Origin of the sequence: Saccharothrix violaceirubra (genome assembly GCF_014203755.1) — a bacterium.
Taxonomy (GTDB): domain Bacteria; phylum Actinomycetota; class Actinomycetes; order Mycobacteriales; family Pseudonocardiaceae; genus Actinosynnema; species Actinosynnema violaceirubrum.
Map to the genome: position 1 here is coordinate 422,808 of NZ_JACHJS010000001.1, position 26,816 is coordinate 449,623.

Annotated in this window: 27 protein-coding genes; 11 read left to right on the forward strand and 16 right to left on the reverse strand. The window is 70.8% G+C overall.

Annotated features, from left to right (window positions below):
* Window positions 1-250: 250 nt before the first annotated feature.
* The 7 genes from F4559_RS02065 to F4559_RS02095 all read left to right on the forward strand — a co-directional run bounded on the left by F4559_RS02065 (window position 251) and on the right by F4559_RS02095 (window position 8,605).
* Entirely contained in the window at window positions 251-1,390 is a 1,140-nt protein-coding gene (locus F4559_RS02065) for a BMP family lipoprotein (RefSeq protein ID WP_184675369.1), read from the forward strand.
* Between the two features lie 68 nt (window positions 1,391-1,458).
* Window positions 1,459-3,216 carry an ABC transporter ATP-binding protein gene (locus F4559_RS02070; protein ID WP_184665887.1) on the forward strand — a complete coding sequence of 586 codons (1,758 nt, stop codon included), beginning with the start codon at window positions 1,459-1,461 and terminating at the stop codon, window positions 3,214-3,216.
* Entirely contained in the window at window positions 3,216-4,286 is a 1,071-nt protein-coding gene (locus F4559_RS02075) for an ABC transporter permease (RefSeq protein ID WP_184665888.1), read from the forward strand. The genes F4559_RS02070 and F4559_RS02075 overlap by 1 nt, the downstream gene beginning before the upstream one ends.
* Window positions 4,283-5,548 (forward strand): ABC transporter permease, encoded by a 1,266-nt coding sequence (locus tag F4559_RS02080; protein ID WP_184665889.1) that lies wholly within the window; start codon window positions 4,283-4,285, stop codon window positions 5,546-5,548. The genes F4559_RS02075 and F4559_RS02080 overlap by 4 nt, the downstream gene beginning before the upstream one ends.
* Entirely contained in the window at window positions 5,541-5,924 is a 384-nt protein-coding gene (locus tag F4559_RS02085; RefSeq protein ID WP_184665890.1) for a cytidine deaminase, read from the forward strand. The genes F4559_RS02080 and F4559_RS02085 overlap by 8 nt, the downstream gene beginning before the upstream one ends.
* Complete coding sequence (locus tag F4559_RS02090; RefSeq protein WP_184665891.1) at window positions 5,921-7,195, forward strand: thymidine phosphorylase; 1,275 nt, start codon at window positions 5,921-5,923, stop codon at window positions 7,193-7,195. The genes F4559_RS02085 and F4559_RS02090 overlap by 4 nt, the downstream gene beginning before the upstream one ends.
* 66 nt (window positions 7,196-7,261) lie before the next feature.
* A complete protein-coding gene (locus F4559_RS02095) occupies window positions 7,262-8,605 on the forward strand; it encodes an alpha/beta hydrolase family protein (RefSeq protein WP_184665892.1) in 1,344 nt (447 codons plus the stop codon).
* A gap of 140 nt (window positions 8,606-8,745) precedes the next feature.
* Here the strand turns inward: F4559_RS02095 and F4559_RS02100 are convergent, their stop codons facing one another.
* The gene (locus tag F4559_RS02100) at window positions 8,746-9,921 is read right to left on the reverse strand and encodes an apolipoprotein A1/A4/E family protein (protein ID WP_246445044.1); all 1,176 of its coding nucleotides are present in this window, start codon (window positions 9,919-9,921) and stop codon (window positions 8,746-8,748) included.
* Window positions 9,922-10,285: 364 nt separating this feature from the next.
* On the opposite strand from F4559_RS02100, the gene F4559_RS02105 reads away from it, so the two are divergent.
* Window positions 10,286-11,347 carry an adenosine deaminase gene (locus F4559_RS02105; protein WP_184665894.1) on the forward strand — a complete coding sequence of 354 codons (1,062 nt, stop codon included), beginning with the start codon at window positions 10,286-10,288 and terminating at the stop codon, window positions 11,345-11,347.
* Window positions 11,348-11,396: 49 nt separating this feature from the next.
* Here F4559_RS02105 and F4559_RS02110 read toward each other — a convergent pair whose 3' ends face one another.
* From F4559_RS02110 to F4559_RS02130, 5 genes are all read right to left on the reverse strand, one after another.
* A complete protein-coding gene (locus F4559_RS02110; RefSeq protein ID WP_184665895.1) occupies window positions 11,397-12,611 on the reverse strand; it encodes a SatS C-terminal domain-containing protein in 1,215 nt (404 codons plus the stop codon).
* Window positions 12,612-12,673: 62 nt separating this feature from the next.
* Window positions 12,674-13,159 (reverse strand): YbaB/EbfC family nucleoid-associated protein, encoded by a 486-nt coding sequence (locus tag F4559_RS02115; protein ID WP_184665896.1) that lies wholly within the window; start codon window positions 13,157-13,159, stop codon window positions 12,674-12,676.
* Window positions 13,156-13,530 carry a hypothetical protein gene (locus F4559_RS02120; protein WP_184665897.1) on the reverse strand — a complete coding sequence of 125 codons (375 nt, stop codon included), beginning with the start codon at window positions 13,528-13,530 and terminating at the stop codon, window positions 13,156-13,158. The genes F4559_RS02115 and F4559_RS02120 overlap by 4 nt, the downstream gene beginning before the upstream one ends.
* Before the next feature lie 4 nt (window positions 13,531-13,534).
* Window positions 13,535-14,713, reverse strand: coding sequence for a bifunctional WXG100 family type VII secretion target/C40 family peptidase (locus tag F4559_RS02125; RefSeq protein ID WP_184665898.1), 1,179 nt, complete (start codon window positions 14,711-14,713; stop codon window positions 13,535-13,537).
* The gene (locus tag F4559_RS02130; protein ID WP_184665899.1) at window positions 14,713-15,036 is read right to left on the reverse strand and encodes a type VII secretion target; all 324 of its coding nucleotides are present in this window, start codon (window positions 15,034-15,036) and stop codon (window positions 14,713-14,715) included. Before F4559_RS02130 ends, F4559_RS02125 begins: the two co-directional genes overlap by 1 nt.
* A gap of 121 nt (window positions 15,037-15,157) precedes the next feature.
* On the opposite strand from F4559_RS02130, the gene F4559_RS02135 reads away from it, so the two are divergent.
* Together F4559_RS02135 and F4559_RS02140 are read left to right on the forward strand one after the other, a co-directional pair.
* Window positions 15,158-15,748 (forward strand): type II toxin-antitoxin system antitoxin SocA domain-containing protein, encoded by a 591-nt coding sequence (locus F4559_RS02135; protein ID WP_184665900.1) that lies wholly within the window; start codon window positions 15,158-15,160, stop codon window positions 15,746-15,748.
* Window positions 15,745-16,323: a Fic/DOC family protein gene (locus F4559_RS02140; RefSeq protein ID WP_184665901.1), complete on the forward strand. Its 579-nt coding sequence runs from the start codon at window positions 15,745-15,747 to the stop codon at window positions 16,321-16,323. The genes F4559_RS02135 and F4559_RS02140 overlap by 4 nt, the downstream gene beginning before the upstream one ends.
* On the opposite strand, the gene F4559_RS02145 is transcribed toward F4559_RS02140, so the two are convergent.
* From F4559_RS02145 to F4559_RS02185, 9 genes are all read right to left on the reverse strand, one after another.
* Complete coding sequence (locus F4559_RS02145) at window positions 16,276-17,277, reverse strand: DUF6461 domain-containing protein (protein WP_184665902.1); 1,002 nt, start codon at window positions 17,275-17,277, stop codon at window positions 16,276-16,278. The two genes, F4559_RS02140 and F4559_RS02145, sit on opposite strands and share 48 nt — an antisense overlap.
* A gap of 353 nt (window positions 17,278-17,630) precedes the next feature.
* Window positions 17,631-18,563 (reverse strand): DUF6461 domain-containing protein, encoded by a 933-nt coding sequence (locus F4559_RS02150; RefSeq protein WP_184665903.1) that lies wholly within the window; start codon window positions 18,561-18,563, stop codon window positions 17,631-17,633.
* 57 nt (window positions 18,564-18,620) lie between these two features.
* The gene (locus F4559_RS02155; RefSeq protein WP_184665904.1) at window positions 18,621-19,580 is read right to left on the reverse strand and encodes a DUF6461 domain-containing protein; all 960 of its coding nucleotides are present in this window, start codon (window positions 19,578-19,580) and stop codon (window positions 18,621-18,623) included.
* 29 nt (window positions 19,581-19,609) lie between these two features.
* Window positions 19,610-20,470: an aldehyde dehydrogenase family protein gene (locus F4559_RS02160; RefSeq protein WP_184665905.1), complete on the reverse strand. Its 861-nt coding sequence runs from the start codon at window positions 20,468-20,470 to the stop codon at window positions 19,610-19,612.
* Entirely contained in the window at window positions 20,463-21,890 is a 1,428-nt protein-coding gene (locus F4559_RS02165; protein ID WP_184665906.1) for an aldehyde dehydrogenase family protein, read from the reverse strand. Before F4559_RS02165 ends, F4559_RS02160 begins: the two co-directional genes overlap by 8 nt.
* Window positions 21,891-21,893: 3 nt before the next feature.
* Window positions 21,894-22,847, reverse strand: coding sequence for a deoxyribose-phosphate aldolase (gene deoC / locus F4559_RS02170; protein ID WP_184665907.1), 954 nt, complete (start codon window positions 22,845-22,847; stop codon window positions 21,894-21,896).
* A 34-nt stretch (window positions 22,848-22,881) separates the two neighbouring features.
* A complete protein-coding gene (locus F4559_RS02175; RefSeq protein ID WP_221447119.1) occupies window positions 22,882-23,631 on the reverse strand; it encodes a hypothetical protein in 750 nt (249 codons plus the stop codon).
* 184 nt (window positions 23,632-23,815) lie between these two features.
* A complete protein-coding gene (locus F4559_RS02180; RefSeq protein WP_312865439.1) occupies window positions 23,816-24,457 on the reverse strand; it encodes a DUF1707 SHOCT-like domain-containing protein in 642 nt (213 codons plus the stop codon).
* 10 nt (window positions 24,458-24,467) lie between these two features.
* Window positions 24,468-26,204 carry a caspase family protein gene (locus tag F4559_RS02185; RefSeq protein ID WP_184665908.1) on the reverse strand — a complete coding sequence of 579 codons (1,737 nt, stop codon included), beginning with the start codon at window positions 26,202-26,204 and terminating at the stop codon, window positions 24,468-24,470.
* A 20-nt stretch (window positions 26,205-26,224) separates the two neighbouring features.
* Here F4559_RS02185 and F4559_RS02190 point away from each other — a divergent pair, with 20 nt between their 5' ends.
* Window positions 26,225-26,575: a hypothetical protein gene (locus F4559_RS02190; protein WP_184665909.1), complete on the forward strand. Its 351-nt coding sequence runs from the start codon at window positions 26,225-26,227 to the stop codon at window positions 26,573-26,575.
* Here F4559_RS02190 and F4559_RS02195 read toward each other — a convergent pair.
* Window positions 26,556-26,813, reverse strand: coding sequence for a DUF397 domain-containing protein (locus F4559_RS02195; RefSeq protein WP_184665910.1), 258 nt, complete (start codon window positions 26,811-26,813; stop codon window positions 26,556-26,558). The genes F4559_RS02190 and F4559_RS02195 overlap by 20 nt on opposite strands.
* Window positions 26,814-26,816: the final 3 nt, after the last annotated feature.

Below are 26,816 nucleotides of genomic sequence, written 5' to 3' on the forward strand. Positions count from 1 at the left end.
GCATACGCACCGCGACCGGGCTCGGTTCAGGGGTCGACGCTGCGTGATCACGAACCACCCGAGGGGCGTAGTGGATCACCCCGAGTGGCGGGATCGGGAGGGGCCACCAACGATTAGGTCACGTGCGAGCCGGTCCTCGGGCGGCGCGGGTTACCACGGGGTACGGTTCGCCACTCGGAGCCCCCGACGACGGCGTCGGGTCAACGACTGCTCTGCCGAGCAGGGAGGGAGACGAGCCGTGCGTCGTCCAATTCGCGGCCTCGCGGTGGCCGCGATCGCGCTGACCAGCATCGTGTCCATGGCAGCGTGCGCCAAGGACAGCGGTGGCACCAGCGGAGGCAGTTCGACCACCAGTGCCTCCGGTGGTTGCAAGTTCGCGGAGAAGCCGCCGGCCGCGGCAGCCGCCACGTCGTCCGGCACAGCGGCGGGCGAGAAGGTCGACGGCAAGGCGCTCAAGGTCGGCCTGGCCTACGACATCGGCGGTCGCGGCGACGCGTCGTTCAACGACTCCGCGGCTGCGGGCCTGGACAAGGCCAAGGCGGACTTCGGCATCACCGACGTCAAGGAGCTGACCGCCGCCCCCAACGAGGCCGAGGACGCCAAGCAGACGCGGCTGCGCCAGCTCGCGAGCGAGGGCTACAACCCGATCGTCGGCGTCGGTTTCGCGTACGCCGAGTCGCTCAAGGTCGTCGCGCCGCAGTTCCCGAACGTCAAGTTCGCGATCGTGGACGGCGCGGTCGAGGGCGCGGCCAACGTCACCCCGCTGACCTTCGCCGAGGAGCAGGGTTCCTTCCTGGCCGGCGTCATCGCCGCGTACCAGTCGAAGAACTGCCACGTCGGCTTCATCGGCGGCGTGAAGATCCCGCTGATCCAGAAGTTCGACGCCGGGTTCGAGCAGGGCGCCAAGAAGGCCGCGCCGGACATCAAGATCGAGAAGAAGTACCTGACGCCGGCCGGCGACTTCACCGGTTTCCAGGACCCGACCAAGGGCCAGGAAGCGGCCAAGGGCCAGATCGAGGCCGGTTCGGATGTGCTCTACCACGCGGCCGGCGCGTCCGGCAAGGGCGTGTTCTCGGCGGCCAAGACGGCGAACGTGAAGGCCATCGGCGTCGACTCCGACCAGTACAACCAGGCCACCGTCGCCGAGTCCAAGGACGTCATCGTGTCGTCCATGCTCAAGCGCGTCGACGTCGCCGTGTACGACTTCGTCAAGGCCGTGGCCAAGAACGACCTCGCGAGCCTGCCCAAGGTCTTCGACCTCAAGGTGGACGGCGTCGGCTACGCGACCTCCGGCGGCAAGATCGACAACGACCTGAAGGCGGTCCTGGAGGGCTACAAGGCCCAGATCATCTCGGGTCAGATCGTGGTGTCGGACAAGCCGAGCAGCTGATCCCTGCGGTACTGCACCTGGCCTCGCGAGATCGGCTCGCGGGGCCTTGTGCGTGGTTGGAGGAGCTTTTGAGCACCCCTGCGGTCGTCCTGTCGGGCATCACCAAGCGCTTTCCCGGCGTCGTCGCCAACAGCGACGTGCACCTGTCCGTCGCGGTGGGCGAGGTGCACGCGCTGTGCGGCGAGAACGGCGCCGGCAAGTCCACCCTGATGAAGATCCTCTACGGGATGCAGCAGCCCGACGAGGGCACGATCGAGATCGGCGGCACCCGGGTCCGCTTCCGGACGCCGGCCGACGCGATCAAGGCGGGCATCGGCATGGTGCACCAGCACTTCATGCTCGCCGACAACCTGACCGTGCTGGAGAACGTCGTCCTCGGCGCCGAATCCCTGCACGGCATCGGTGCCAAGGCACGGGCGCGCATCCGCGAGCTGGCCGGCTCCACCGGGCTCGACGTCGACCCCGGCGTGCTGGTCGAACGCCTCGGCGTCGCCGACCGGCAGCGCGTGGAGATCCTCAAGGTGCTCTACCGGGGCGCCAAGGTGATCATCCTCGACGAGCCGACGGCCGTGCTCGTCCCGCAGGAGGTCGACGAGCTGTTCGCCACCCTGCGCGGCATGAAGGAGCGCGGCTTCACGTTCCTGTTCATCTCGCACAAGCTCGACGAGGTCCGTGCGATCGCCGACTCGGTCACCGTGATCCGGCGCGGCACCACGGTCGGCACGGCCGACCCGAAGACCGTGTCGTCGCGGCAGCTCGCCGAGATGATGGTCGGCTCGGAGCTGCCCAGCCCGGAGACCCGCGAGTCCACGGTCACCGACCGGGTCGTGCTGGAGGTCGCCGACCTGGGCCTGGTCGCCGAGGAGGGCACGCGGCCCGTGCTCGACGGCATCGGGCTGACGGTGCACGCCGGTGAGATCGTCGGCATCGCGGGCGTCGAGGGCAACGGCCAGACCGAACTCGTCGAGACGATCATGGGCATCCGGTCCGCCTCGCACGGCCGGGTCTCGTTGTCCGGCAAGGACATCACGAAGCTGGGCACGCTCGCCCGGCGCGAGGCGGGCATCGGCTACATCCCCGAGGACCGCCACCGCCAGGGCCTGCTGCTCACGCAGCCGTTGTGGTTCAACCGGATCCTCGGCCACCAGACCCGCAAGCCGGTGTCGAACGGCCGATGGCTGGACCTGGCCGGTGCGAAGAAGGACACGCGGCGGATCGTGCACGAGTTCGACGTGCGCACGCCCGGCGTGGACGTGCCGGCGGCGGCGTTGTCCGGCGGCAACCAGCAGAAGTTCGTGGTCGGCCGGGAACTCTCGGGCGATCCCGTGCTGCTGATCGCCGCGCACCCGACGCGCGGTGTCGACGTGGGCGCGCAGGCGTTGATCTGGGACGAGATCAAGCGGGCGCGGCGCGGCGGGCTGGCGGTGCTGTTGATCTCCGCCGACCTGGACGAGCTGATCGGCCTGTCCGACACCATCAAGGTCATGCTGCGCGGCCGGTTGGTCGCCGACGCCGACCCGTCCTCGGTCACGCCGGAGGACCTGGGCAGTGCCATGACGGGCGCGACGACCGGCCCCGAGGTGGTGGGCACCGACCCGGCCGCCCCGAGCGCGAGTGGCCCCGACCCGGCCGGTTCGGGGGCGGGTGGTGCCGACCCGGGCGCGACCGGTGCCGATCCGGCCGACTCCGACTCGGCACCCACCGGCGCCGATCCGGCCCCCGACGACCCGGACCGGTCGAACCCGTCCGGTCGACACCGGGCCGACCTCGGCGCCCCGGACGCCGGCGGCACCGGCGCGACCGCTCCCGACCCGGAAGGGCAGTGATGGGAATCCTGCGCGGCAAACTCCTGCCGCCCGCCCTGGCGATCCTGTTCTCCGCGCTGCTGTGCGGCATCGCGCTCGTGGTCTCGGGCGCGAACCCGCTCAAGGCGTTCGGCGCGATGGTGTCGCAGGTCGGCGAGGGCACGACCGCCGTCGACATCGTCAACAGCACGGGCACGTACTACATCGCGGCCCTGGCGGTCGCGATCGGCTTCCAGATGAACCTGTTCAACATCGGCGTCGAGGGCCAGTACCGCGTCGCGGCCGTGGTGGCGGCGGTCTTCGGCGGGTCGTTCGCCCTCCCGGCCGGGTTGCACGCGTTGGCGATCATCGTGGTGGCCGCGCTGGTCGGCGCCCTGTGGGCGGCGATTCCGGCGGTGCTCAAGGTGACCCGGGGCGTCAACGAGGTCATCTCCACGATCATGATGAACGGCCTCGCGCTGGGCCTTGCCGCGTACCTCATCCGCGAGGACGTGTTCGGCGAGTTGCGCGGCAACAACATCCGCACGCCCGAGATCGCGGAGAGCGGCCGGGTGCCCGGCATCCCGTTGGGCGACAACGGCACCGTGTTCGGCCTGGTCTTCCTGGCCGCCGCGCTCGGCATCGGCTACTGGGTGCTGATGAACCGCACCCGGTTCGGGTTCGAGCTGCGGGCGTCGGGCGAGTCGACCACGGCCGCGGCGGCGGGCGGCGTGAGCGCCAAGAAGATGGTGCTGATCGCGATGCTGCTCTCCGGCGGCATCGCGGGCCTGGTGTCGATGCCCGAGATCCTGGGCCGCGACCACACGTACAACCTGAACTTCCCGGCGGGCATCGGGTTCTCCGGCATCGCGATCGCGTTGCTCGGACGAAACCACCCGGGCGGCATCGCGTTCGGCGCGCTGCTGTGGGCGTTCCTCGACAAGTCGGGCCTGGCGCTGGACAACGTGGGCGTGCCGCGCGAGATCGTGACCATCATGCAGGGCTCCATCGTGCTGTCCGTGGTCGTCGCGTACGAGGTCGTGCGGCGGTTCGAGTTGGCCGCGCGGCAACGGCAGGTCGGCAAGCAGCTGGGAACGGTGGGTGCGGCATGAGCACGTCGTTGATGAACCCGTCCGAGGCACCGACGACCGTCCCGCCGCCGCGCAAGAAGCGCGTACCCGGCTGGCTGGTCGGCGTGCTCGGGGTCGCGGGCGCGGTCGTGCTGCTGTCCACGACGTCGTACCTGACCGACGTTCCGCAGCTCACGTCCAGCGGCACCACGCAGACCGCCGTGCGCCTGGCGTTGCCGATCCTGCTCGCCGGGCTCGGCGGCCTGTGGGCCGAACGCGCGGGCGTGGTCAACATTGGCCTCGAAGGCATGATGATCATGGGCACGTGGGGTGCCGCGTGGGCGGGCTACCAGTGGGGTCCGTGGGCCGCGCTGCTGTCGGCCGCCGCGTTCGGCGCGCTGGGCGGCCTGCTGCACGCCATCGCCACGGTCACGTTCGGCGTCAACCACATCGTGTCCGGCGTGGCGATCAACCTGCTCGGCGCGGGCCTGACGAAGTACCTGTCCACGCTGATCTTCTTCCCGATCTCGCACAACCCGCGCGAGTCGCCGGCCGTGCCCAAGTTCGACACGTACTCGGCGTCGTCGAGCCTGTCGGACTGGCTGGCCGAGCTGGAGAACGCCCAGCGCGTCGGCATCTCCGACGTCGCGGGCATCCTGCGCGGCCTGGTCACGGGCGTGTCGCCGTTGACGATCCTGGCCGTCCTGCTCGTCGTGTTCACCTACTACTTCCTGTGGCGCACGCGGTTCGGCCTGCGGCTGCGGTCGTGCGGCGAGAACCCGGTCGCGGCCGAGTCGCTGGGCGTGGACGTCTACCGGTACAAGTACTTCGCGGTGCTGGCGTCCGGCGCGCTGGCCGGCATCGGCGGCGCGGCCCTGGTGCTCAACCCCGGCCAGCCCGGCTACCTCGAAGGCCAGACCAACGGGCGCGGCTTCATCGGCCTCGCCGCGATGATCTTCGGCAACTGGCGGCCCGGCGGCCTGCTCGGCGGCGCGGCCCTGTTCGGCTACGCCGACGGCCTCCAGTTGCGCAGCGGCGGCAAGACGTTCCTGGCGCTGATCTACGGCGCGGTGCTGCTGCTCGGCGTCATCGTGATCTGGCAGCTCGTCCGGCGGCGCTGGTTCGCGGCGGCCTTCGGGATCGTGGCCGCCGTCGCCCTGTACGCCGTGTACTACAGCGTCGACGAGGTGCCCAGCGAGCTGACCACGTACGCGCCGCACCTGGTGACGCTGGTCGTGCTGGCCGTGGCGTCCCAACGACTACGCATGCCCGCCGCCGACGGGGTGGTGTACCGCCGTGGCTGACTGGGACCACCTGAGGCGTAAGGCGCAGGAAGCGGCCTCCCTGGCGTACGCGCCGTACTCGGGCCTCCACGTCGGCGCGGCGGCGCTGTGCTCGGACGGCCGCGTGGTCACCGGGTGCAACGTCGAGAACGCCTCGTACGGCCTGGGGTTGTGCGCGGAGTGCACGATGGCCGGCCAGCTCCGGCTGACCGGCGGCGGCCGGTTCGTCGCCGTGGCGTGCCGCTCCGGCGACGGCGAGCTGCTCATGCCGTGCGGACGCTGCCGCCAGCTCCTGTACGAACTCGGCGGCCCCGAGTGCCTCGTGGACACGCCGCACGGCATCAGGCCCATGACCGAAGTCCTGCCCGACGCGTTCGGACCGGAGGATCTGCCATGACGCACACCGCTGTCGACGTGATCAGGGCCAAGCGGGACCGGCACGAGCTGGACGACGACCAGATCGACTGGGTCGTGGACGCCTACACCAGGGGCGTCGTCGCGGACGAGCAGATGTCCGCCCTGGCCATGGCCGTGTTCCTCAACGGCATGACCGCCCGCGAGACCGCCCGCTGGACCCAGGCGATGATCAAATCCGGTACGACCTTGAGGCTCGACGTCGGCCGGCCCACCGTGGACAAGCACTCGACCGGCGGCGTCGGCGACAAGATCACGTTGCCGCTGGCGCCCCTGGTCGCGGCGTGTGGCGCGGCTGTGCCGCAGCTGTCCGGACGCGGGCTCGGGCACACCGGCGGGACGTTGGACAAGCTGGAGTCCGTGCCCGGCTGGCGGGCCGCGCTGTCCGAGGCCGAGATCGAGGCGCAGTTGCGGTCGGTCGGCGCCGTGGTGTGCGCGGCGACCTCGGGGTTGGCCCCGGCCGACAAGAAGCTCTACGCGTTGCGCGACGTCACGGGCACGGTCGAGTCCATTCCGCTGATCGCCGCGTCGATCATGTCCAAGAAGATCGCCGAGGGCGCCGACGCGCTGGTGCTGGACGTGAAGGTCGGCTCCGGCGCGTTCATGAAGACCGAGGCGGACGCCCGTGCGCTGGCCGCCGCGCTGGTCGGCATCGGCGTGGACCACGGCGTGCGCACCACGGCTTTGCTGACGGACATGTCCGTGCCGCTGGGGCGTGCGGTCGGCAACGCGGTCGAGGTCGCCGAGTCCGTCGAGGTGCTGCGCGGCGGCGGACCGGCCGATGTCGTGGAGCTGACCGTGGCGTTGGCCCGCGAGATGCTCGCATCGGCCGGGATCGACCGCGACCCGGCGGCCGTGCTCGCGTCCGGCGAGGCGTACGAGGTGTGGGCGCGGATGATCCGGGCGCAGGGCGGCGACCCCGACGCGCCGTTGCCGGTCGGCACGCACACGCACGTCGTGGAGGCGTCGGAAGACGGGTACCTGACCACGTTGGACGCGTACGCGGTCGGCGTCGGCGCGTGGCGGCTGGGTGCCGGGCGTGCGCGCAAGGAGGACCCCGTGCAGTTCGGCGCCGGAATCCTGTGCCACGCCAAGCCGGGCGACCGGGTCGTGAAGGGACAGCCGGTGCTGGAGCTGCGCACCGACACCCCGGACGCGATCCCGGTGGTGTTGGCAGGTCTGGCGGACGCGTGGTCGGTGGGCGCTGGGCCGCCCGCGGCACGTCCGCTGGTGCTCGACACGATCCGGGGTTGATGTCCGGCATCGGGGGCTTGTCGTCAGTTTTCGAGGGGTTCGACGAACGTCGATTAGACAGACGTCATGAGACGACTGGGCATCCTGGTCCTGACGATCGTGGCGATGACGACGACGGTCTTACCCGCGCGAGCGGACACCGTCACGCGGTACGAGGGCGAGATCGACGGCGCGAAGTACCGCGTGATGGTGCCGTCCTCGTGGAACGGCACGTTGGTCCTGTGGAGCCACGGCGCGTACGGCGTGGAACCGCCGACGATCGCGCTGACCGATCAGCCCGCGACCGAGGAGTACCTGCTGTCACGCGGGTACGCGTTGGCCGCGTCGAAGTTCCGGCAGCCGGTCGGCTGGTCCGTCGAGGACGGGCCGCGCGACCAGCTCGCGCTCCTGGACTGGTTCCGCCGCACCGTCGGGCCGCCGAGGCGCACGATCTCGGCGGGCGAGTCGGCCGGTGGTGCCACGGCGACCGTGCTCGCGGAGCGAAACGCCCACCGGTTCTCCGGGGTGCTGACCCTGTGCGGTGCCATGGCGGGCAGCGGGGCGTACTGGAACTCGGGCCTCGACGTGATGTTCGCGGTGAAGACGTTGCTGGGCGCGGACTTCGCACTGGTCAAGGCCATCGACCCGGCCGCGAACGAGCAGGCCGCCTACGACGCGGTCGACCGGGCCGTCGACCCGGCGGGCGCGGCACGGGTGGCGTTGGCGGCGGCGTTGGGCGACGTCCCCGCGGCCTTCGACCCGACCGTGCCGGCGCCGACAGAGTTGGCCGATCGGCTGTACTGGGCACGGGTGTGGGTGCAGTACTTCCGCACGGCGGCCGTGGGCACGGCCCGTGCCGATCTCGAACGCCGGGCCGGTGGCAACCCGAGCGGCAACCTGCTCGTCGACTACCGCCGCGTGCTCGACCGGTCCGGTGCGAAAGGGTTGGTGGTCGAGGCTTATCGGACCGCGGGGCTCGATCTGGACGCCGATCTCGACCGGCTGGCGGCGGCACCGCGCGTCACCCCGGATCTTCGGGCGGTGGCGTACCTGGGCGTTCCGCTCGGCTTCGACCCGTGGCCGGTCGTGACCGTGCACAACCGGTACGACGGCGTGCTGCCGCTGTCCAACGAGACGGTCTACGCCCGGCGTGCGCTTCGGCCGGACAACCTGCGCCAGTACGCCGTCGACCGGGCGGGGCACTGCCGGTTCACGGCGTCGGAGGAGATCACCGCGTTCGAGTCGCTGTTCCACCGGCTCGACACCGGGACGTGGCGTGCGGACGACCCGGCGACGCAGAACACGCGGGCGGCGGCCCATGGTCCCGAACGGCAGACCATTCGCAACCCTTTGACGGGGCAGACCGTGGTGGTGGGTCCGGCGTTCACCACCGTGCCGCGGACGCCTTACCCGCGTGAGTTCCCGTTCTAGATCGTGAGTGCACGACTCGTGGTGCCCGAGTGCATGACTGGGGGTGTCCCAACGCATAACTCGCGGTGTCTGAACGTATAACTCGCGTGGAAAGCACAAAGGCACCCCCGACGGGGGTGCCTTTGTGGGGTCTGAGTGGATCAGGCGCCTTCGGCGGTCAGGTCGTCGTCGTCCACCCGGGCGTCCTTGGGGCCCTTGCGGGTCCGGCGCTGCGGCCGGGGGAGCGCGGTGGGCGGCGGGGGCGGCGTGGCCGGACCGCCGCCGAGGATCAGCTCGGCGAACGTGGCCATGGCCTCGTCCAGCTGCCCGCCGATCCGCAGCTCCGACTCCTGGTTGCTCTTGCGGACCATGGCCGCCAGCGAGTCCGAGTCCGGACGCGCGGACAGCGTGCCCTCGACCGCGGAGATGCCCGAGGACACCACGCCCGACAGCTCGGCGATCCGGCTCGCGAAGTCGTCCTCCACCGAGTCCAACCGGGACGTCATCGTGTCCAGTCGCGACGTGACCTGCTCCAACCGCTGGGCCAGGGCCTCCAGGCGGTCGGTCGCGTCGACCTGGTCGCGGGTCTCGTCGAGCGCCGCGCGCAGGCTCTCGCGGGTCTCGTCCAGGCGCCCGTGCACCGAGTCCCGGCTGTCGCGCACGGCCGACGTCAGCGAGTCCTGTGCGGACGACACCGCACCGCTCACCGCGTCACGCGCCGCGACCACGGTCTCGGACAGCGACGTCGACGCGTCGGCCACGGACCGGGCCAGGGCCTCGCGCGTGCCGTCGAGGTGCTCGTGCACGCCCTCGTCCACCTCGTCGAGCCGACCGCGCAGCGCCGCCTCCAGCGCTTCGATCCGCTCGCGCAGCGGCGCCGTCACCAGGCTCGGCACGGCGTCGGTCTTGCCGTCCTGCTTGTCCAGGTGCAGGTCGAGGTCGTCGAGTCGCTTGTGGATGTGCGACAGCTTGTCCTCCAAGCCGTCCATCCGACCCGCGACGCCCTCGAACCGGCCGGCCACCCCGTCCAACCGCCCGTCGAGCTGCGCGAACGGCTTGGCGAGCTTGTCGACGAGCCCCTCCACCGCGCGGCCGATCTCCTGGACCGCCTGGTCCTGGGACTCCAGCCGGGACAGTGCCTCGTCGAGCCGCTCGGCGAGCACGCCGACCTCGGTGCGGTCGGGCAGCTCGGACAGCCGCTTGCGCACGGACCCGAGGGTCTCCAGCGGGGACATCCGGGCGTGGATCTCGTCCAGCGCGTCGAAGATCTGCTGCTGTTCGCTCTCACGGATCTCCGCGGCGCGCGTGAGCATGTTGCGCATCCGGTCGAAGGACATCGTGGAGTTGTTGTTATCGCTCACAGGCTCGCGTGCCTTCGTCCAGAGGTGGGGAGGGGAGACCTCCGGCAGCCTAACCAGTTTCGGCCCTGGAACGAACCACCCCCCGCTGCGTAATCCCCTTACTGCCCTTGTGGGTACTCCGTTGGAGTGACAAGAGCGGTCCGTACCAGAGGGTAATGCGACGCCCGCTCACAGCGTCGGGTCGGCGCATTGGGCCGCCCGAGTGAGGGAAACGCCTGTCCGATCGCGGAAAGTTCTCCGTCACGAGTCGACAACGGCGTCATATCGACAAGATCGAGTGGTTCTGGACACATGAAGGTGATCAAGCACCTGAATCGTTCGGGGGTCTACCGTTGCGGGCATGGCTTCGCTGACCCCGGAGGTTCTCCGCGCCGCGCCGAAGGTCCTGCTGCACGACCACCTCGACGGCGGTCTGCGCCCGTCGACGGTGATCGAACTCGCCGAGGAGAGCGGGCACCAGGGTCTGCCGACCACGGACCCCGAGGCGCTGGGCGACTGGTTCCGCGACAACGCCGACTCGGGTTCGCTGGTCCGCTACCTGGAGGGGTTCGCGCACACCTGCGGCGTCATGCAGGACGAGGCCGCGCTGGTCCGCGTGGCGAGCGAGGCCGCCCAGGACCTGGCCGACGACGGCGTGGTCTACGCCGAGATCCGCTACGCCCCGGAGCTGTTCACGGACAAGGGCCTGAGCCTGGCGCAGGCCGTCGAGGCCGTGCAGGAGGGCTTCCGCCAGGGCGAGGCGGCGTCGGGCAACCGGATCCGGGTCGGCACACTGCTGTGCGCGATGCGCCAGAACGACGACTGGCAGCGCATCGCCGACCTGGTCGTCCGCTACCGGGACGCGGGCGTGGTCGGGTTCGACATCGCCGGCCCGGAGCTGGGCTTCCCGCCCACCCGCGAGCTGTCCGCGTTCGAGTACCTGCGCCGGGAGAACGCCCACTTCACGATCCACGCGGGCGAGGCCGACGGCCCGGAGTCGATCCACCAGGCCGTGCAGTACGCGGGCGCCGAGCGCCTGGGCCACGGCGTGCGCCTGATCGAGGACGTGCGCGGCGACGAGGTCGGCCACCTGGCCGCGTACGTGCGCGACCGGCGGATCGCGCTGGAGATGTGCCCGACGTCCAACGTGCACACCGGCGCCGTGGCGAGCCTGGCCGAGCACCCGATCAAGCGCCTGGACGAGCTGGGCTTCCGGGTCACGGTCAACACCGACAACCGGTTGATGAGCCGCGTGTCGCTGTCCGGGGAGTTCGGCGTGCTGGTCGACCGGTTCGGCTTCGGCCTGGACGACCTGCGCCGGTTCACCGTCAACGCGGCCAAGGCGGCGTTCCTGCCGCTGGACGACCGCCGCTCGATCATCCAGGACATCGTGGAACCGGGCTACGCCGCACTGTCGCGCTGACACGGACAAGGCCCCGCCGGACCTCCGGCGGGGCCTTGTCCGGTTGTGACTAGTGGACCTTCAGCCGGTCCTCGAAGGACGCGACCAGCGTGCGCCACGCGGTGACCTCGGCGTCGAACGGCGCCGACGGCGCGAGCCGCGTGGGGTCGGGCTTGAGCACGTAGGACACCAGCCAGCCCAGCGACTCGGACTGGTTGAGCGCCACCTTCACGGTGTCGTCGCCGGCCCAGTCGCCCGCGTCCTCCAGCAGTTCGACCACGAGGTCGAGCTGGGTCGGGTCGACCGCGTCGGGGCCGTCGGCGATGTCCTCGTCGAGCCCGGTCAGCACGTAGACGTTGTCCGGGTCGATCTCCACGTCGAGGTCGCCGCCGGTCGCCTTGACGACCAGCTCGCCCCAGGTGGACACCTCGGACAGGTCGTTGTCGTCGGCCTCGACGATGAACCGCGACAGCGCGCGGGGCGAGGTGAACGCGTCGATCCGGCCCTTGCGGCCCAGGAAGACGGGTTCCTCGTCCAGGTAGCAGCGCAGCGTGTAGTACTCGCCCGCGCCACTGATGATCTTGATCGGGTCGATGCCGACCTCGGCCCAGAAGCCGGTGGGCTCGCCGTCCTCGTCCTCGTCGTCCTCGTCGTCGGACGTGGCGGCAGCGGCGGCGTTGGCCTCCTCGAACGCGGCCAGTTCCTCCTGGGCGCGTTCGAGTTCGGCCTCGTCGACGTCGGGCTGGGCCACGACCTCGTCGAGCGCGTCGAGCACGTCGTCCCACTTCTCCGCGACGACCTCGGAGATCTCCGTCCACAGCGCCGCGCCGTCGCGGCCGGTGAACGGCAGCGTGCCCTGCGGCAGCAGCGCGAAGCCCTCGGCCGAGTCGAGGATCTCGTGCACCTTCTCCAGCTCGCACACGTCCGCGAGCGAGCGCACGATCGACACCACGTCGGCGAGTTCGCCGATCACCCAGGTGTCGGGCTCCTCCGCGACCAGCTCCGGCACGCCGACCAGGTCGAACTGGTGGTTGTCGTCGGGCGACAGCTCGCCCACCGACAGGCCGGGGATCGCGTGCCACGCCGGGTGGTCGGTGAGGTCGTGCTCCTCGGTCTTGCGGACGAACGCCGCGAGGTGCGCGGCGTCGGGGAACACGTACAGGTTCTCCTCATGACCGAGGAAGGCTTCCCACTCCTCGCCCTCTTCCCGCCAGCGGGGAGCCCACAGGGTGACGACATCACCCTGCGTGAGCCCCAGCTCGATCGGGACGATGTCCTGAGCCATCCGACCTCCCGGTCACGCCATACCCCATAGCCGTGCGTTGGCAAGCGTACGGGGTCGATCGCTCAGGACCGCCGTTGACCACGGAAAGGGTCCGCGAAGTAGGCGTCCTCGTCCTCTTCGGCCGGTGGCCGGGGCCGCTGCGCGCGGGCCGGCGGGCCGGTGACCGGCGGTGTTGGCGCAGGTGCGAAGGGTGTGGAAGTACTTTCGGGTTCGGCCACGGAACGTTCCGCCTCGACGCGGAACGGCGGCGCCCCCACGAACGCCTCCACCGCGATGGCCACGCCGTCGCCGAGCGCCTTGGCGAGTTCGTTGAAGGAAGTCTGCACGGCCGCGTCGGTGGCCAGCCGTGCCGTCTCGACCACGGTCCGGCCGACCGCGTCGGGGCCCTGGGCGAGCAGGGCGGGGTGCAGTTGGAGGTCGCGCAGTTCGCCGTTGGCCGTGGCGGTCACGCGCGCGAGCCCGCTGGGGTGCTCGGCCCGGCCCACGGTCCGGGCGAGGACCTCGGTCAATCGGTCGGCCGCGAACCGCGACGCCTCGAGCCTGCTCATCGCGGTCCCCTCAGGTAGCCGCCGGTGAAGTCGTCCTCGACCTCGCCCGGCGCGAAGCCCATCTCGGTCAGGGCCCGGGACGTGGCCGGGTCGACCACGCGGTCCAGGCTTCGGTGCAGGCGGGCGGCGGCGTCCCGTGATGCCTTCGCGGCCACGCGCACGATCTCCGCGGCCAACGCCTGCGGCCCCATGTTCAGCGCGGCGGCCGTGACGCGGATGTCGGTCGGCGGCGTGCCAGGCGGGGTCGTCACGGTCACGGCGCCGTCCGGCGAGGACGCGCGGCCGAGCACCGGCCCGGTGCGGTCCAGGTGCTCGGCGATGCGCTGTCCGGTGTGCGCGGCCTGTTCGGCGGCGCGGGTGGTGTCGTCCACGTCCTCAGCCCGTCGGTCGGTAGAAGCCCAGGAAACCCATGCCGATGTTGTCCGTGCGGATGGGGTTGACCTGCACGGGGTCGCCGGCCTCGACCATCTGGCCGTTGCCGATCACCATCGCCACGTGCCCGTCCCACACGACGAGGTCGCCGGGCAGGAGCTGGTTCGGCGGCACGGACGCGCCCATCGCCTGCGAGGACGCCGGACGCGGGATGTCGAACCCGGCGTTCTTGTACGCCCACTGGGTCAACCCCGAGCAGTCCGTGCCCTGCGGCGGGTTGGCGCCTCCCCAGACGTAAGGCGTGCCCAACGCGGACAAGGCGTTGCGCACCGCCCGTGCGGCCGTCTCGTTGGGTGCCTCGGCCGAACTGCCGTCGGGCAGGTTGACGCCCACGCCCGTGCCCGGCTGCGGCGGGATCGCGACCGGCAGGCGTGGCCCGGAGGCACCGCCGCCGCCTCCACCGCCCCCGCCGCCTCCACCACCGCCGCCGCCACCGCCGCCGCCACCGGACCCGGAGGACGAACCGGAGGAGGACCCGACCGACCCCGGCTGCTGCGGGTCGCGGCCGGGCGTCTCGATCGACGACGACGCGGTCGTGGTGCCGCCGCCCTCGACGCCCAACGGGTCGCCCACCCCGGCGAAGTTCGCGGGCTGGAGCCCTTGGAGCTGCGTGACGACGTTGGTCAGCTCGGTGCGGACGCGTTCCAGCTCCTGCGCCGACCGCGCCTCGTAGTCCCGGGCGACCGACGTGATCACGGCGGCCATGGCCAACGCCGGACCCAGCCCGCCGAACAGCGTGGCCCCGATCGCCGCCGCCAGCCGGGGCTGCGCCCAGCCGACGAACTCGTCGATGAGTCCCTGGATCGTGGCCCGCCCGGTGCCGACCGCCTGGGCGGCGGCCGTCGCGCCGTTCTGGATCGTGGTCGCGTTGCGCGCCAACGTCCGCACCCCGCCGGAGAACGTCGACACGCGCGCCTGGAACGCGTTCGCCTTCTCGCCGTACCAGGTGCCGAGCGCCGCGTTGGCGGCACCGGTGTGCCGCCCGTCGATCTCGGTCAACGCCGACGACGCCTTGCCGAACGACTCGGCCGCGCGGGTGGCGCCGCCGATGTCGCCGTCGAGCTTGGCCAGGTGGTCCTTCATGGGCTGGACCAGACCGGCGAGGAATCCACCGACGTCCATCAGACTTTGTACGCCCTGTTCAGGTCGGCGCTGTTCTGCTGCTCCTGCGCGTCGTACGCCTGGCCGGTCTTCGTGACCTCCGACGCGAACGCCGACAGCCCCTGCGCCCCGGCCGCGACCCCGTCCACCTGGGCCTGTGCCGCCCGCTGGAACGCCGCGCCGAGCCCGACCTCGTCGCCGAGGGCGCCGAAACTGCCCGCCGCGAGCGACGTCGTGCCGCTCAGCGTCGACGTGCCGACGGTGCCGACCTCGCCGGCCAGCCCGCCGGCGGTCGAGCCGTACTGGGCGAGCGCCGCCGTGTCGACGCGGAAACCCGATTCCACTTCACCAACCCCCTACGCGTTCCGGTCGATCCTGCCGCATCCGCGGGTGTCGTGTGGTCCCTTTGACGCAGCTCACCGACTGGTAGAATGGGCAGGTCACACGGCCTGTGGGAGGCGGGGCATGGCGAACGTGCACGACGTCGCGGCGGCGGTGCTCGCGGCCACCGGCCCCGAGTCGCCGATGAAGCTGCAGAAGCTGCTCTACTACGCCCAGGGCTGGCACCTGGCGACCGAGCACACCCCGTTGTTCGAGGCCCGCATCGAGGCGTGGAAGCGCGGACCCGTCGTGCCCGAGGTCTACTACCGGCACGAGGGGCGCAGCGAGGTCTGTTCGTGGCACGAGGGCGACCCGTCCCGGTTGGCCGCGCGGGAACGCGACGTCGTGGCGTCCGTCGTGGAGCGCTACGGCCACTTCTCCCGGCACGAGCTGAGCGAGATGGCGCACGGCGAGGAGCCGTGGCGTGACGCCCGGGGCGACCTGCCCGAGTCCGAGCCGAGCAGTGCCGAGGTCTCCCGTGAGGTGATGGCCCGCTACTTCCGGCGGCTGTTCCGACCCGCGCCGCAAGCGTTTGCCGACGCGTTGGCCAGCGTGTCCCTTGAAGGACTCACGGTCGGCGAGGACACCGTCGCGACCATGCGCGAGGTGGCGGCCGGCCGCCTGGACATCGAGGACGCCATCGCGCGCGAGATCGAGGCGCTCCGCTCCCGGTGACCTTCGCGGACCCCTACCGAGACCCCGGGACCGGCGTTCTGCTCAACAACTTCGACATCTCCGACCCGCGCGTGTGCGAGGCCGCGGAGGCGCGGTTGAGCGCGTTGCGGATCGCGGAACTCGAACTCACGCCCCTGCCCGGCCTCTACGACCTGCCCCACCTGTGCCGCTTTCACCGACACATCTTCGGCGACCTCTACCCGTGGGCGGGCAAGGTCCGGCGGGTCGACATCGCGCGCACGGCGCCGTTCGCCTCGTGGCGGCAGATCGAGCCTTACGCGTCCGGCCTGTTCGAGGAGCTGCGCAAGGAGCAGTACCTGCGTGGCCTGGCGCGGGCCGAGCTGCTGGACCGGCTGGCCCACTACTACGTCGAGGTGAACGCGCTGCACCCGTTCCGCGAAGGCAACGGACGGGCGCAGCGCGCGTTCTTCGCCCAGCTCCTGCTGGAGGCCGGTTGGCGGCTGGACCTCACGGCTCTGGACCGCGAGGCGTTCGTGGCCGCCTGCCGGCTCGGCATGAGCGGACCGTCAGAGCCCCTGCGGTCCCTGTTCGAGGACGTCCTGGTGCCGGCGTAGCCGCTCGCGCAGCTCGGGCCACCGGGTCTGGTCGACCTGGCACGCGTTCTGCACCACGGTCGTGATGTCGCCGTCCCGCAACGCTTCCACCGCGCGGACGGCGTGCGCCTTGGCGAGCAGGCGCCGTTCGACGGCGGCGTCCGCGCCGGGTCGGCGAAGCCGCCGGACCCGGTCGGTCTCGACGGGCAGGCAGCGGTCCCAGCGCGCCTCCAGCGCCTGCCGGTGCAGTTCCCGCACGGCCGGCAGGTCGGCGTCCGGCGAGATCCCGGCGATCGCGCACGCCCACTCGACGGCCGCGCGCCCGACGTCCGCGCCGATCAGCTCGGGCGCGTTGTTCTCCAGGAACCGCGCGGAGTTCGCGAACACCCACGGGTCGGCGATGACCGACGCGGGGTGCGGCGAGGTCGCCCACTCCTCGGTGATCCGGACGCCGCTCACCCGTTCGACGAACGCCAAAGCCATGGCGCACGAGCGTTCCACGTCCGCGAAGTCGAGCCCGTCGAGGAACGTCGTGAGCGCGGGGTCGACGGTTTCCTTGTCCGCCACGAAATCCAGGTCGTGCACGCGACCGTCGACGGCGAGCGCGAGCGTGCTGTCGAAGTTCACGTTCCAGTAGGCGCCGGCCACGACCGTGCCCGCCGAGAGCACCCGCAGGACCCGCTCGGACGCGGCCCACCAGCCGTTGTCCTCGATCAGCAGCACCCACCCGTCGACCTCGTCGGCCACCACCAGCGGCAGCTCGTCGGGGAACGCGTCGAACGCGGCCCGCCCCGCGTCGGCGACCGTCGACCGGCGCGCGGACCGGAATCCGTCGATCCGCCGCAACGCCTCGTCGAGGCTCAGCCCGCGCACCGCCGCGACGCACACCGCGTCCCTGGGCAGCACGTCCCGTTCGAGCAGGTCGTGGTAGTGGTCGACCGCGTCGTCGGCGACGTGCGGTTCGGGAAACGCCATCGGGGGACCTTCCTCGCTGCGGTGGGAACGGTCCGTCCGACTGCGCGCGCCGGACGGACCGTCGTCGTCGGGGTGCACGAGGCACCCGTCCGCCGGACGCGAGGTCTCGGTGGCACAGGAGGAACCCATTGGTAGCCCACGGCGCGCACACACTCCACTCCCTCGCCTCCGACAGGAATGCGCGCATAAGGGAGCGGTGAAAGATCTAAGACGGTGACGCCTCGAATCCCCCCGAATGCGAGTCACCCCGGGTCATGTGATTCCCCCTGACCCGGAGTGCTCCCAACCTCGCACGAACCCATGGGGTCGTCAAGGAAACTTTGCCCGCCGATACGAGTTCGTACGGTCTGGAATCAGTTTCTGAGAGACTCCCGCAGCCCTTCCCACCCGCCGGGGTCGGCACAACAGGCGTTGAAGAGCGCGGAATCCAGGTCGCCCGCGTCCAGCGCTTCCCTTGCGGCGGCGGCATGAGCGAGCGCCGACAGCCGTTGCTCCGGCCCGCGGTCGGCATCGCGCTGCCGCACGTGGGCTTGGAGCCGAGCCACCCGGTCCCCGTCCGGATCGACGGGCAGACACCGCGCCCACAGGGTCTCCAGGGCCTGCCGGTGCCACTCCACCCGCGACCCTTCGCCCGCGACCCGGGCCGCGATCCCCGGCCCGATGTCGAGACCGACCAGCTCAGGGGCGTTCGCCTCGATCCATCCCGCCGAGGCCACGAACCGGTGCGCCGACGCGACAACCGACACGGGATGCGGCGCGCGGACCCACTCGTCGGTCACCCGCACCCCGCTGACCCGCTCGACGAATGCCAACGAGGCCGCGCACATCCGTTCGGCATCGTCGAACGGCAGTCCGGCCAGGAAGGGGGCGAGCGCGGGATCGTCCGACTCGTGCTCGCTGATGAAGTCGCACTCGTGCACCCGGCCGTCGATCGCGAGGGTCAGCGAACTGTCGAAGTCGACGTTCCAGTAAGCACTCGCCGCCACTGTTCCTTTCGACAGCCGGGCCAACATCTCCGCCGAGGAGCCATGCCACCCGTTGTCCTCCGCCAGCAGGACCCATCCGTCGACCTCGTCCGCCACGACGAGCGGGAGCAGGTCCGGGAACGCGTCGACCGAGGTGCGTCCCGCGTCCGCCAGGGTTTCCGTTCGCGCGGACGGGAACCCGTCGAATCGCCTCAATGCCTCGTCCACGGAAAACCCGCGCACGGCCGTGAGGCACAACGCCTCGTCGGGCAGGGGACCGTTGTCGAGCAGGTCCGCGTAATGGTCGGTCGCGTCGTCCATGGCACCTTCCCCCGGTCGCAGGATTCCACTCTGCCCGGGATTCGCTGTCGGTGCGGCTCACCGACCGAGCAGCGCCCGCAACTCCGGCCATCGCGCCGGGTCGACCTGGCACGCGTTGTACAGGACCCGGTCGACGTTTCCGGCCCGAAGCCCTTCGATCGCGCTCACCGCGTGCGCCCGCGCGAACAGCGCCCGTTCGATGCTCTTGTCCGCGTTGCGTCGTCGCACCTGATCCTGAAGTCTCCGGACCTTCGGCGCATCGGGATCGGCCGGCAGACATCGCGCCCACTGTGCCTCCAACGCCCGCAGGTAGAGGTCGACCACCGGCGGGTGGTCGTCGTCGACGCGGATGCCGGCCGCCTGACAGGCCCAGTCGACGGCCGCGTCGACCGGCCTGCCGACCAGTTCCGGAGCGGCGGTGCTCGTCCAACCGGTCGGACCTGTGAAACACAGGTCGTCCGCGACCGCCGAGACCGGATGCGGCGCCCGGATCCACTCGTCGGTCAGACGAACGCCGCTTACCCGCTCGACGAAGGCCAACGAGGCCGCGCACATGCGTTCGGCGTCCTCGAAATCCAGGCCGTCGAGGTACGGGCCGAGCACCGGGTCGTCGGTGGACTCCCCGACGATGAACTCGAAGGCGTGCACGCGCCCGTCGACCGCGACCGCGAGCGAACTGTCGAAGTCCACGTTCCAGTACGCGACAGCCGCCGTCGTCCCCGTCGACAGCCGCGCGAGCACCTCTGTCGAGGCACCCTCCCAACCGTTGTCGTGGGCCAACAGCACCCATCCGTCGACTTCGTCGGCGACCACCAGGGACAACTCGTCGGGGTAGGCGTCGAGCGAGTACCGGCCCGCGTCGCGCAGTGTTTCCGTGCGTGCGGACCGGAATCCGCCATAGCGCCTTAACGCCTCGTCCACGGAAAGTCCGCGCACGGCCGTGAGGCACAACGCCTCGTCGGGCAGGGGGCCGTTGTCGAGCAGGTCCGCGTAATGGTCGGTCGCGTCGTCGGACACGGGGTACCTCCGTCTCGGAAGACGGCCAGTCATACCCCCACGGGATGCCACACGGTCTTGGTTTCGACGAAAGTGCGCAGCCGCACCAGATCCGGCGTCTGGGTGAAGTCCTCGTCACGGTGCCGCAACACGCGTTTCACGGTGCCCGCCGCCGACCGTTCCAGATCCGCCCGCGACGATTCGGGCGCACCGGTCAGGTCCAACGCGTTCACATCACCGTGCGAAGCCAACCAGGGCGCGATCTCCCCGGTCAGCCCGGTCAGCACGTTCACCACCCCGCCCGGCACGTCCGAGGTCGCGAGCACCTCCGACAACGTCACCGCCGGCAACGGCCGGTCCTGCGAAGCCACCACCACGGCCGTGTTGCCGGAAGCGATCACCGGCGCCACGGCGCTGACCAGCCCCAACAACGACGACTGCTGAGGCGCCAACACCCCGACGACCCCGGTCGGCTCGGGCACGGAGAACGAGAAGTACGGCCCGGCAACGGGATTCGCCCCGCCCAGCACCGCCGCGATCTTGTCCGTCCACCCGGCGTACCAGACCACCCGGTCGATCGACGCGTCGACCAGCCCCTGGGCCTTCTTCGCGGGCACCCCTTCGGCCGAGGCGACCTCGGACACGAACTGTTCCCGCCGCCCCTCCAACACCTCGGCGACGCGGAACAGCACCTGCCCCCGGTTGTAGGCCGTGGCCCCCGACCACCCCGGGAAAGCCTTGCGGGCGAAGGAAACCGCGTCCCGGGCGTCCTTGCGCGACGCCTGCGCGGCGTTGGCCAGGAACGTCCCGCGCGGGTCGGACACCGGGTAGCTGCGCCCCGATTCCGACCGTGGGAACGCCCCGCCCAGGTACAGCTTGTACGTCTTGGCCACCGCGACCCGCTCAGACATCGAGATACGCCTCCAAGCCCGTGCGACCGCCCTCGCGGCCGAAGCCCGACTCCTGGTACCCGCCGAACGGCGCGGTCGGGTCGAAGCGGTTGAACGTGTTGGCCCACACGACCCCGGCACGCAGCTTCTGCGCGGCCCAAAGGATGCGGGATCCCTTCTCGGTCCAGATACCGGCCGACAGGCCGTAAGGCGTGTTGTTCGCCTTGGCCACGGCTTCGTCCGGCGTGCGGAACGTCAGCACGGACAGCACCGGGCCGAAGATCTCCTCACGGGCGATGCGCATCGCCTGCGACACGTTGGAGAACACCGTCGGCGCGAAGTAGAAGCCCTTGTCGGGCAAGGGACACGACGACGTCCACCGCGTGGCGCCCTCGGCGTCGCCCACCTCGCTCAGCTCCCGGATCTTGGCGAGCTGCTCACGCGAGTTGATCGCACCCACGTCGGTGTTCTTGTCCAACGGGTTGCCCACGCGCAACGTCGAGATCCGCGTCCGCAGCTTCTCCAGCAGCTCCTCGGCCACGGATTCCTGCACCAGCAGGCGTGATCCGGCGCAGCAGACGTGCCCCTGGTTGAAGAAGATGCCGTTGACGATCCCCTCGACGGCTTGGTCCAGCGGCGCGTCGTCGAACACGATGTTCGCCGCCTTGCCGCCCAGTTCCAGCGTCAGCTTGCGGCCGGTGCCGGCGAGCTGCCGCTGGATGATCTTGCCGACCTCGGTCGACCCGGTGAACGCGACCTTGTCCACGTCGTGGTGCGCGACCAGCGTGGCGCCGACGTCACCCGCGCCCGGCAGGATGTTCACCACACCCGGCGGCAGGTCGGCCTGCTGGAAGATCTCCGCGAGCACCAGCGCGCTCAACGGCGTGGTCTCGGCGGGCTTGAGCACGACGGTGTTCCCGCACGCCAGCGCGGGCGCGATCTTCCACGCCGCCATCAGCAGCGGGAAGTTCCACGGGATCACCTGACCGGCCACGCCCAACGGCCGAGGGTCGGGCCCGAACCCGGCGTAGGAGAGCTTGTCCGCCCATCCCGCGTGGTAGAAGAAGTGCGCGGCGGCGGTCGGGACGTCGACGTCCCGCGACTCCTTGATGGGCTTGCCGTTGTCGAGCGACTCCAGCACGGCCAGTTCACGGCCGCGTTCCTGGATCAGCCGCGCGATCCGGAACAGGTACTTGGCCCGTTCGGAGCCGGGCATCCGGCCCCAGACCCGGTCGTACGCCTTGCGCGCCGCCTTCACCGCGCGGTCGACGTCGGCCTCGGACGCGGTCGACACCTCGGCGAGCACCTCTTCGGTGCCGGGGTCGATCGACTTGAGGGGTTCGCCCGAGCCTTCGACGAACTCGCCGTCGAGGAACATCCGGTAGGCGGGCTTGAGGTTCGCGATCTCCCGCGACTCGGGCGCGGGCGCGTAGTCCCACATGTGTCAGTCCACCGTCACGTAATCGGGGCCGCTGTAGTGGCCGTCCAACTGGGTGCGCCTTTGCATGAGCAGGTCGTTGAGCAACGTCGAGGCGCCGAACCGGAACAACGCGGGCGTCAGCCACTCGGGACCGGCCACCTCGTTGACGGCGACCAGGTACTTGATCGCGTCCTTGGTGGTGCGGATGCCGCCGGCGGGTTTGACGCCGCGCAGTTGCCCGGTCCGCGCGTGCCAGTCGCGCACGGCCTGGAGCATCACGTGCGTGACCGGCAACGTCGCCGCGGGGGAGACCTTGCCGGTCGAGGTCTTGATGAAGTCGCCGCCGGCCAGCAGTGCGAGCCACGACGCTCTGCGCACGTTGTCGTAGGTGGCCAGCTCGCCGGTCTCCAGGATGACTTTGAGGTGCGCGTCGCCGCACGCGTGTTTGACCTGCACGATCTCGTCGAACACCTGCCCGTAGCGGCCGGACAGGAACGCGCCGCGGTCGATCACCATGTCGATCTCGGTCGCACCGGCGGCCACGGCGTAGGTCGTGTCCTCCAGCTTGACCTTCAACGTCGACCGCCCGGACGGGAAGGCCGTGGCCACGCTGGCGACCCCGATCCCGGTGCCGGCGAGTTCCTCGACGGCCACGGCCGCCATGTCCGGGTACACGCAGACCGCCGCGACCTGCGGCACGTCCGGTCGCTCCGGGTCGGGTCGACGGGCCTTGGCCGCGAGCGACCGCACCTTGCCGGGCGTGTCCGCGCCTTCCAACGTGGTCAGGTCGACCATGGAGATCGCGGTGTCGATCGCCCAGAGCTTCGCGGCCTTCTTGATGCTGCGGGTGGCGAGTCCGGCGGCCCGCTGTTCGACGCCGACCTGGTCGACGCCGGGCAGGCCGTGCAGGAAGCGCCGCAGCGAGTCTTCGTCGCGCACGGCGTCCGCGAAATCCGAGGTTGTCGTGGGTGCGGCCATGCGGCCGAGTCTAGGCGGGGGCACCCGCCCTCGCTCACCCCTCGTCTTCGGTTCCGAACCCCCGTCGGATGGGCATCGCGCCGTTCGCCGAGGCATTGCCGAGCAGGCGGTACCGCAGGTAGTGGCGCGCGAGCACGGCCCGGTGGACGACTCCGGGCCCGGGGGAGTCCACGGCCCAGAACGTCCACAGCCCGGCCAGATAGCAGGCGAACGCGGTCACGGTCTCGTCGTCGGCCTCGGCGAACGACGGCAGCGCGGACCGTGCCCAGCGTTCGGCATCGGCCGCGTCGTGTCCGGCCTCGATCAGCCGAAGCACGATCATGGTGGGGTCGACCCACCGTGCGCCCGATGCGGGCAGTCCCCAGTCGACGACGCGCACCGCGCCGTCGTCACCGAGGAGCACTTGGTTTCCGTGCAGATCGGTGTGCACGAGGGAATCCCCCGCGACCAGTCCGGGAATCCGTGCCGAGAGTCGGGTCGCCGCGTCGACGTCCCAGCCGTCGACCACCTCGGGTCGGGTGCCTGAGAGTCGGGACCACCAGTCGGTGTCGGACCACCTGTCTGCCAGCGAGCGCAACCCGCCGGCCTCGACCTCGCCGATCCGGTTGACGACGTCCGCCACCGCCGGCAGGTCGGGAGAACCCGGCGCGAGATCGGCCGGCCGCCCATCGAAGTGCTCGAACCCGACGACGAACCAGTCGCCGATGTCGGCGTGGAAGGTCACGGCCGGCGAGATGCCCTTGGCGACCCGTCCCGCGACGACCTCGTTGCGCAGCCACCGCATCCGCCTGCTGCGCCCACGAACCGCTTTGACGAACACCCGGCCGTTCGACGTTCGCAAACCGACTGCGAGGTCACTGTTCCGCCCGACTGTGACGTCCCGTGCGTCGACGACCGGGCCGACTTCCCACACCACCTGGTCGCGCACCGCGTCGGGCAGGTCGGACCAGGCCGTGTGCACTGGAGTCTCAGGACTCCAGTTCGGGGTTCTTGCGGCCCTTCAGTTTCTTCTTCTTGGGGCGCTTCACCTCGACGCCCGCCATCACGGCCAGGCCGGTGATCCGGACGGACGGACCGCCGGGCACGGTCGGCGTCTTGTACGTGCTGTCGTCGAACGCGCCCATGATGCCGGACCCGTCGACGCGCACGGTGACGTCTTCCGGCACGTAGATCTCCACGCCGCCCCAGAAGGCGAGGATGTTGATCACTGTCTCCTGCTGGGCGAAGCGCGCCTTGGACAGGTCCAGCACCACCCCGCCCATGATCGCGACGGCGGTGTGCGTGGCGGGCACGACCCACTCGCCCTTGCGCTCGACCCCGGAGAAGATCGCCACGGACGACGCCGAACCGGGCGTGCCGCCGACCCGCTGCGACGGGTGGTTGCCGCCGATCGGCGCGGGCACGGGCAGGCCGGGGCCGCCGAGGTCGGCGGTCAGCGGCACGAGTTCGCCGTACGTCTTCGCCGCGTACGCCGCGGCCAGCCGTTCGTCCAGCTCCACCAGGTCGAGTCGGCCGTCGCCGTGCGCGCGCTGGAGCAGCTCGGCGACCTTCTGGCGGTCGGCGTCGGAGGCACGCATCTGACTGGGTTCGGGCACCAGCTCGTCGCTCACCCGAACGAGTCTAAGTCCTCACCGCGAGCAGCAAGAAGAACGTGACCAGACCCAGCGCGACCGCCACCGCGATCGTCACCACCAGCGGCAACGAGAACGTCACGCCCAGCAGAGCCCCGACCCCGGCCGCCAGGGGACCGACGACCCACGGCGCGATCGAACGCGACTCCGCGGCCGAGGCGGGCGAGGTCGGCGAGAAGGGGAGCGGGTGCAGATCCGCGGTCGACCGCGCCCACAACCGGGTCCCGGACGCGTTCGACGCCGCGATCAGCCGCCCGTCCGGGCTGATCGCCACCGGTCCGTGCCCGCCCGGCCGTGCCAGTAGGTGCAGTTCCCGGCCGGATGCCACGTCCAGCAGCCGCACCCGGTCCGGTTCGCTGATCGCCAACGTGTCCCAACTGAGCGCGGCGGCCCGGCCCGTGAAGGAGATCAGCGGTTGCCGGCGGGAATCGAACACCTGTCCGCTCCCCGCGACGAGCCCGCCACCGGCCACCACGGGCTCGACGAGCTGACCAAGCAGGTCGTCGCCGCTCCACACCTCGGTCCCGGACGCCAGTCGGTGGAGCGTCAGTTCGCCCGCGAACGTCGTGGACTCCGGTACGTACTGGAGTGCATTCGACTCCTGCCACCTCCCCGACTCCCGCCACCACAACGTCGCATCCGGCGCGAGCAGCTTGTCCGGCGTGGAGAAGCTGAGATCACCCGAAGGCTTCGCCGAGTACGGCAGGATCTCGGCCGCACGCCAAGAACCCACGTCGACCAGCTCCACGCCATGCGAGGTCGGCACGCCCAACACCCGCCCGTCCGGGCTGAACGCCGGCGACGAGATCACCTCGAACGCCGCCACCCGCCGCCAGTCCCCGGTGTCCCACACCCACCTGCCGCACACGAACCACCGGCCGTCGGGGCTGAACACCGGCACTCCGGTCACATCCAGCTTCGCGGTCCACGTCCACGACTCGAAGGACAAGGACGGCGCGGGACGGACGAACACCGGTGCCACCGGTGCCCGTCCCGCGTACGCCACCAACAGACGCCCGCTGACCTGGTCGTTCCCCGTCGGGGTCTGGGCCGGGTTCACCGAGCGGACCTGCTCGTACACGTACTCGTACAGCTCGCGCGAGGTGATCAGACCGTCCTGGTCAAGGTCGGCCGCGCCCGTGCGCAGGCCGGTGACGATCGCCTCGGTGAAGATCGACCGGGTCGGCGTGCCGGTCACCGAGCCGGACGGTTCGTACGCCCACTGGACGTGGGTCGACGCGGTCATCACGGCGCAGCCCCGACCGTCGTCGAGCTGCGCCAAGACGTCCACGCCACCGGCGGCCTTGGGCACGGCACCGGGCGGGAAGGCGCCGCCGTAGCAGCAGTCCAGCCACACCAGCACTTTCCGCGCACGACCGGAGTCGATCAGGTCGCGGACGAACTCGGCCGAGACGCCACTCGCGGCGAGTCGGTCGGCCCGCGTGTCGGACGCGACGAAGTGCAGCCGCCCGCGCATGTCCTTGATCCCGTGCCCGGACAGGTAGAGCAGGAGGACGTCCTCCCGGTCCGCTTCGCCGAAGAACTCGTCGAGCGCCAGGCGCAGGTCGTGTGCCGACCGATTGACCAGGACAGACGCGGTGAACGCCCCGATCGTGGGCGCGGTGAGCACGTCGGCGAGGGCGACGGCGTCGTGGCGGGGGGCGCGGAGTGCGTCGTACGCGGGATCGTCGTACGTGTCGGTCGCTATCAGCAATGCCTTGCGCACGACTCACTATCGTCGCCCCTATGGCGAGCATTTCCCACCGGGTGACCATCGAGGTCCTGGGCGACGACCCGGCCGAGGTCGACGCGGAGGCACGGAGACTGCTCGCCGAGCTGGAGGCCCTGGACTACGACCCGGAGTTCGCGAAGGGCCCGCCCCCACCTCCGGACACCAAGGGCTGGGACCCGGTTTCGGTGACCACCGTCGTGGTGACGGTGACCGGCCCGCAGGCCTTCTTGTTGCTAGGACGCACCCTGCACGCCTGGGCATCCCGCGACCGCCACCGCCGCCTCCGGGTTGACGACGGAGGCGAGCCGGTGGAGGTCAGCGGCGAAGATCCGATGCGGAGGTTCTTCAGCCGCGAGGCCGGATGAACCCACGCCAGTCCACGGCGGGGACGGTCAGGACCGGCCCATCGGGGTTCTTCGAGTCCCGAATGGACACCCGGTCCGCTGAGCGGGCAACCTCGACACAGTTTTCCGGTTCACTGTGGCTGCTCTTCTGCCACATGACCTCGACGCAGTTCGCCTGGCTGGTGCTGTGGCTGCTCTTCTGCCACATGACCTCGACGCAGTTCGCCTGGTCGGTGCTGTAGCTGCTCTTGCGCCACATGGA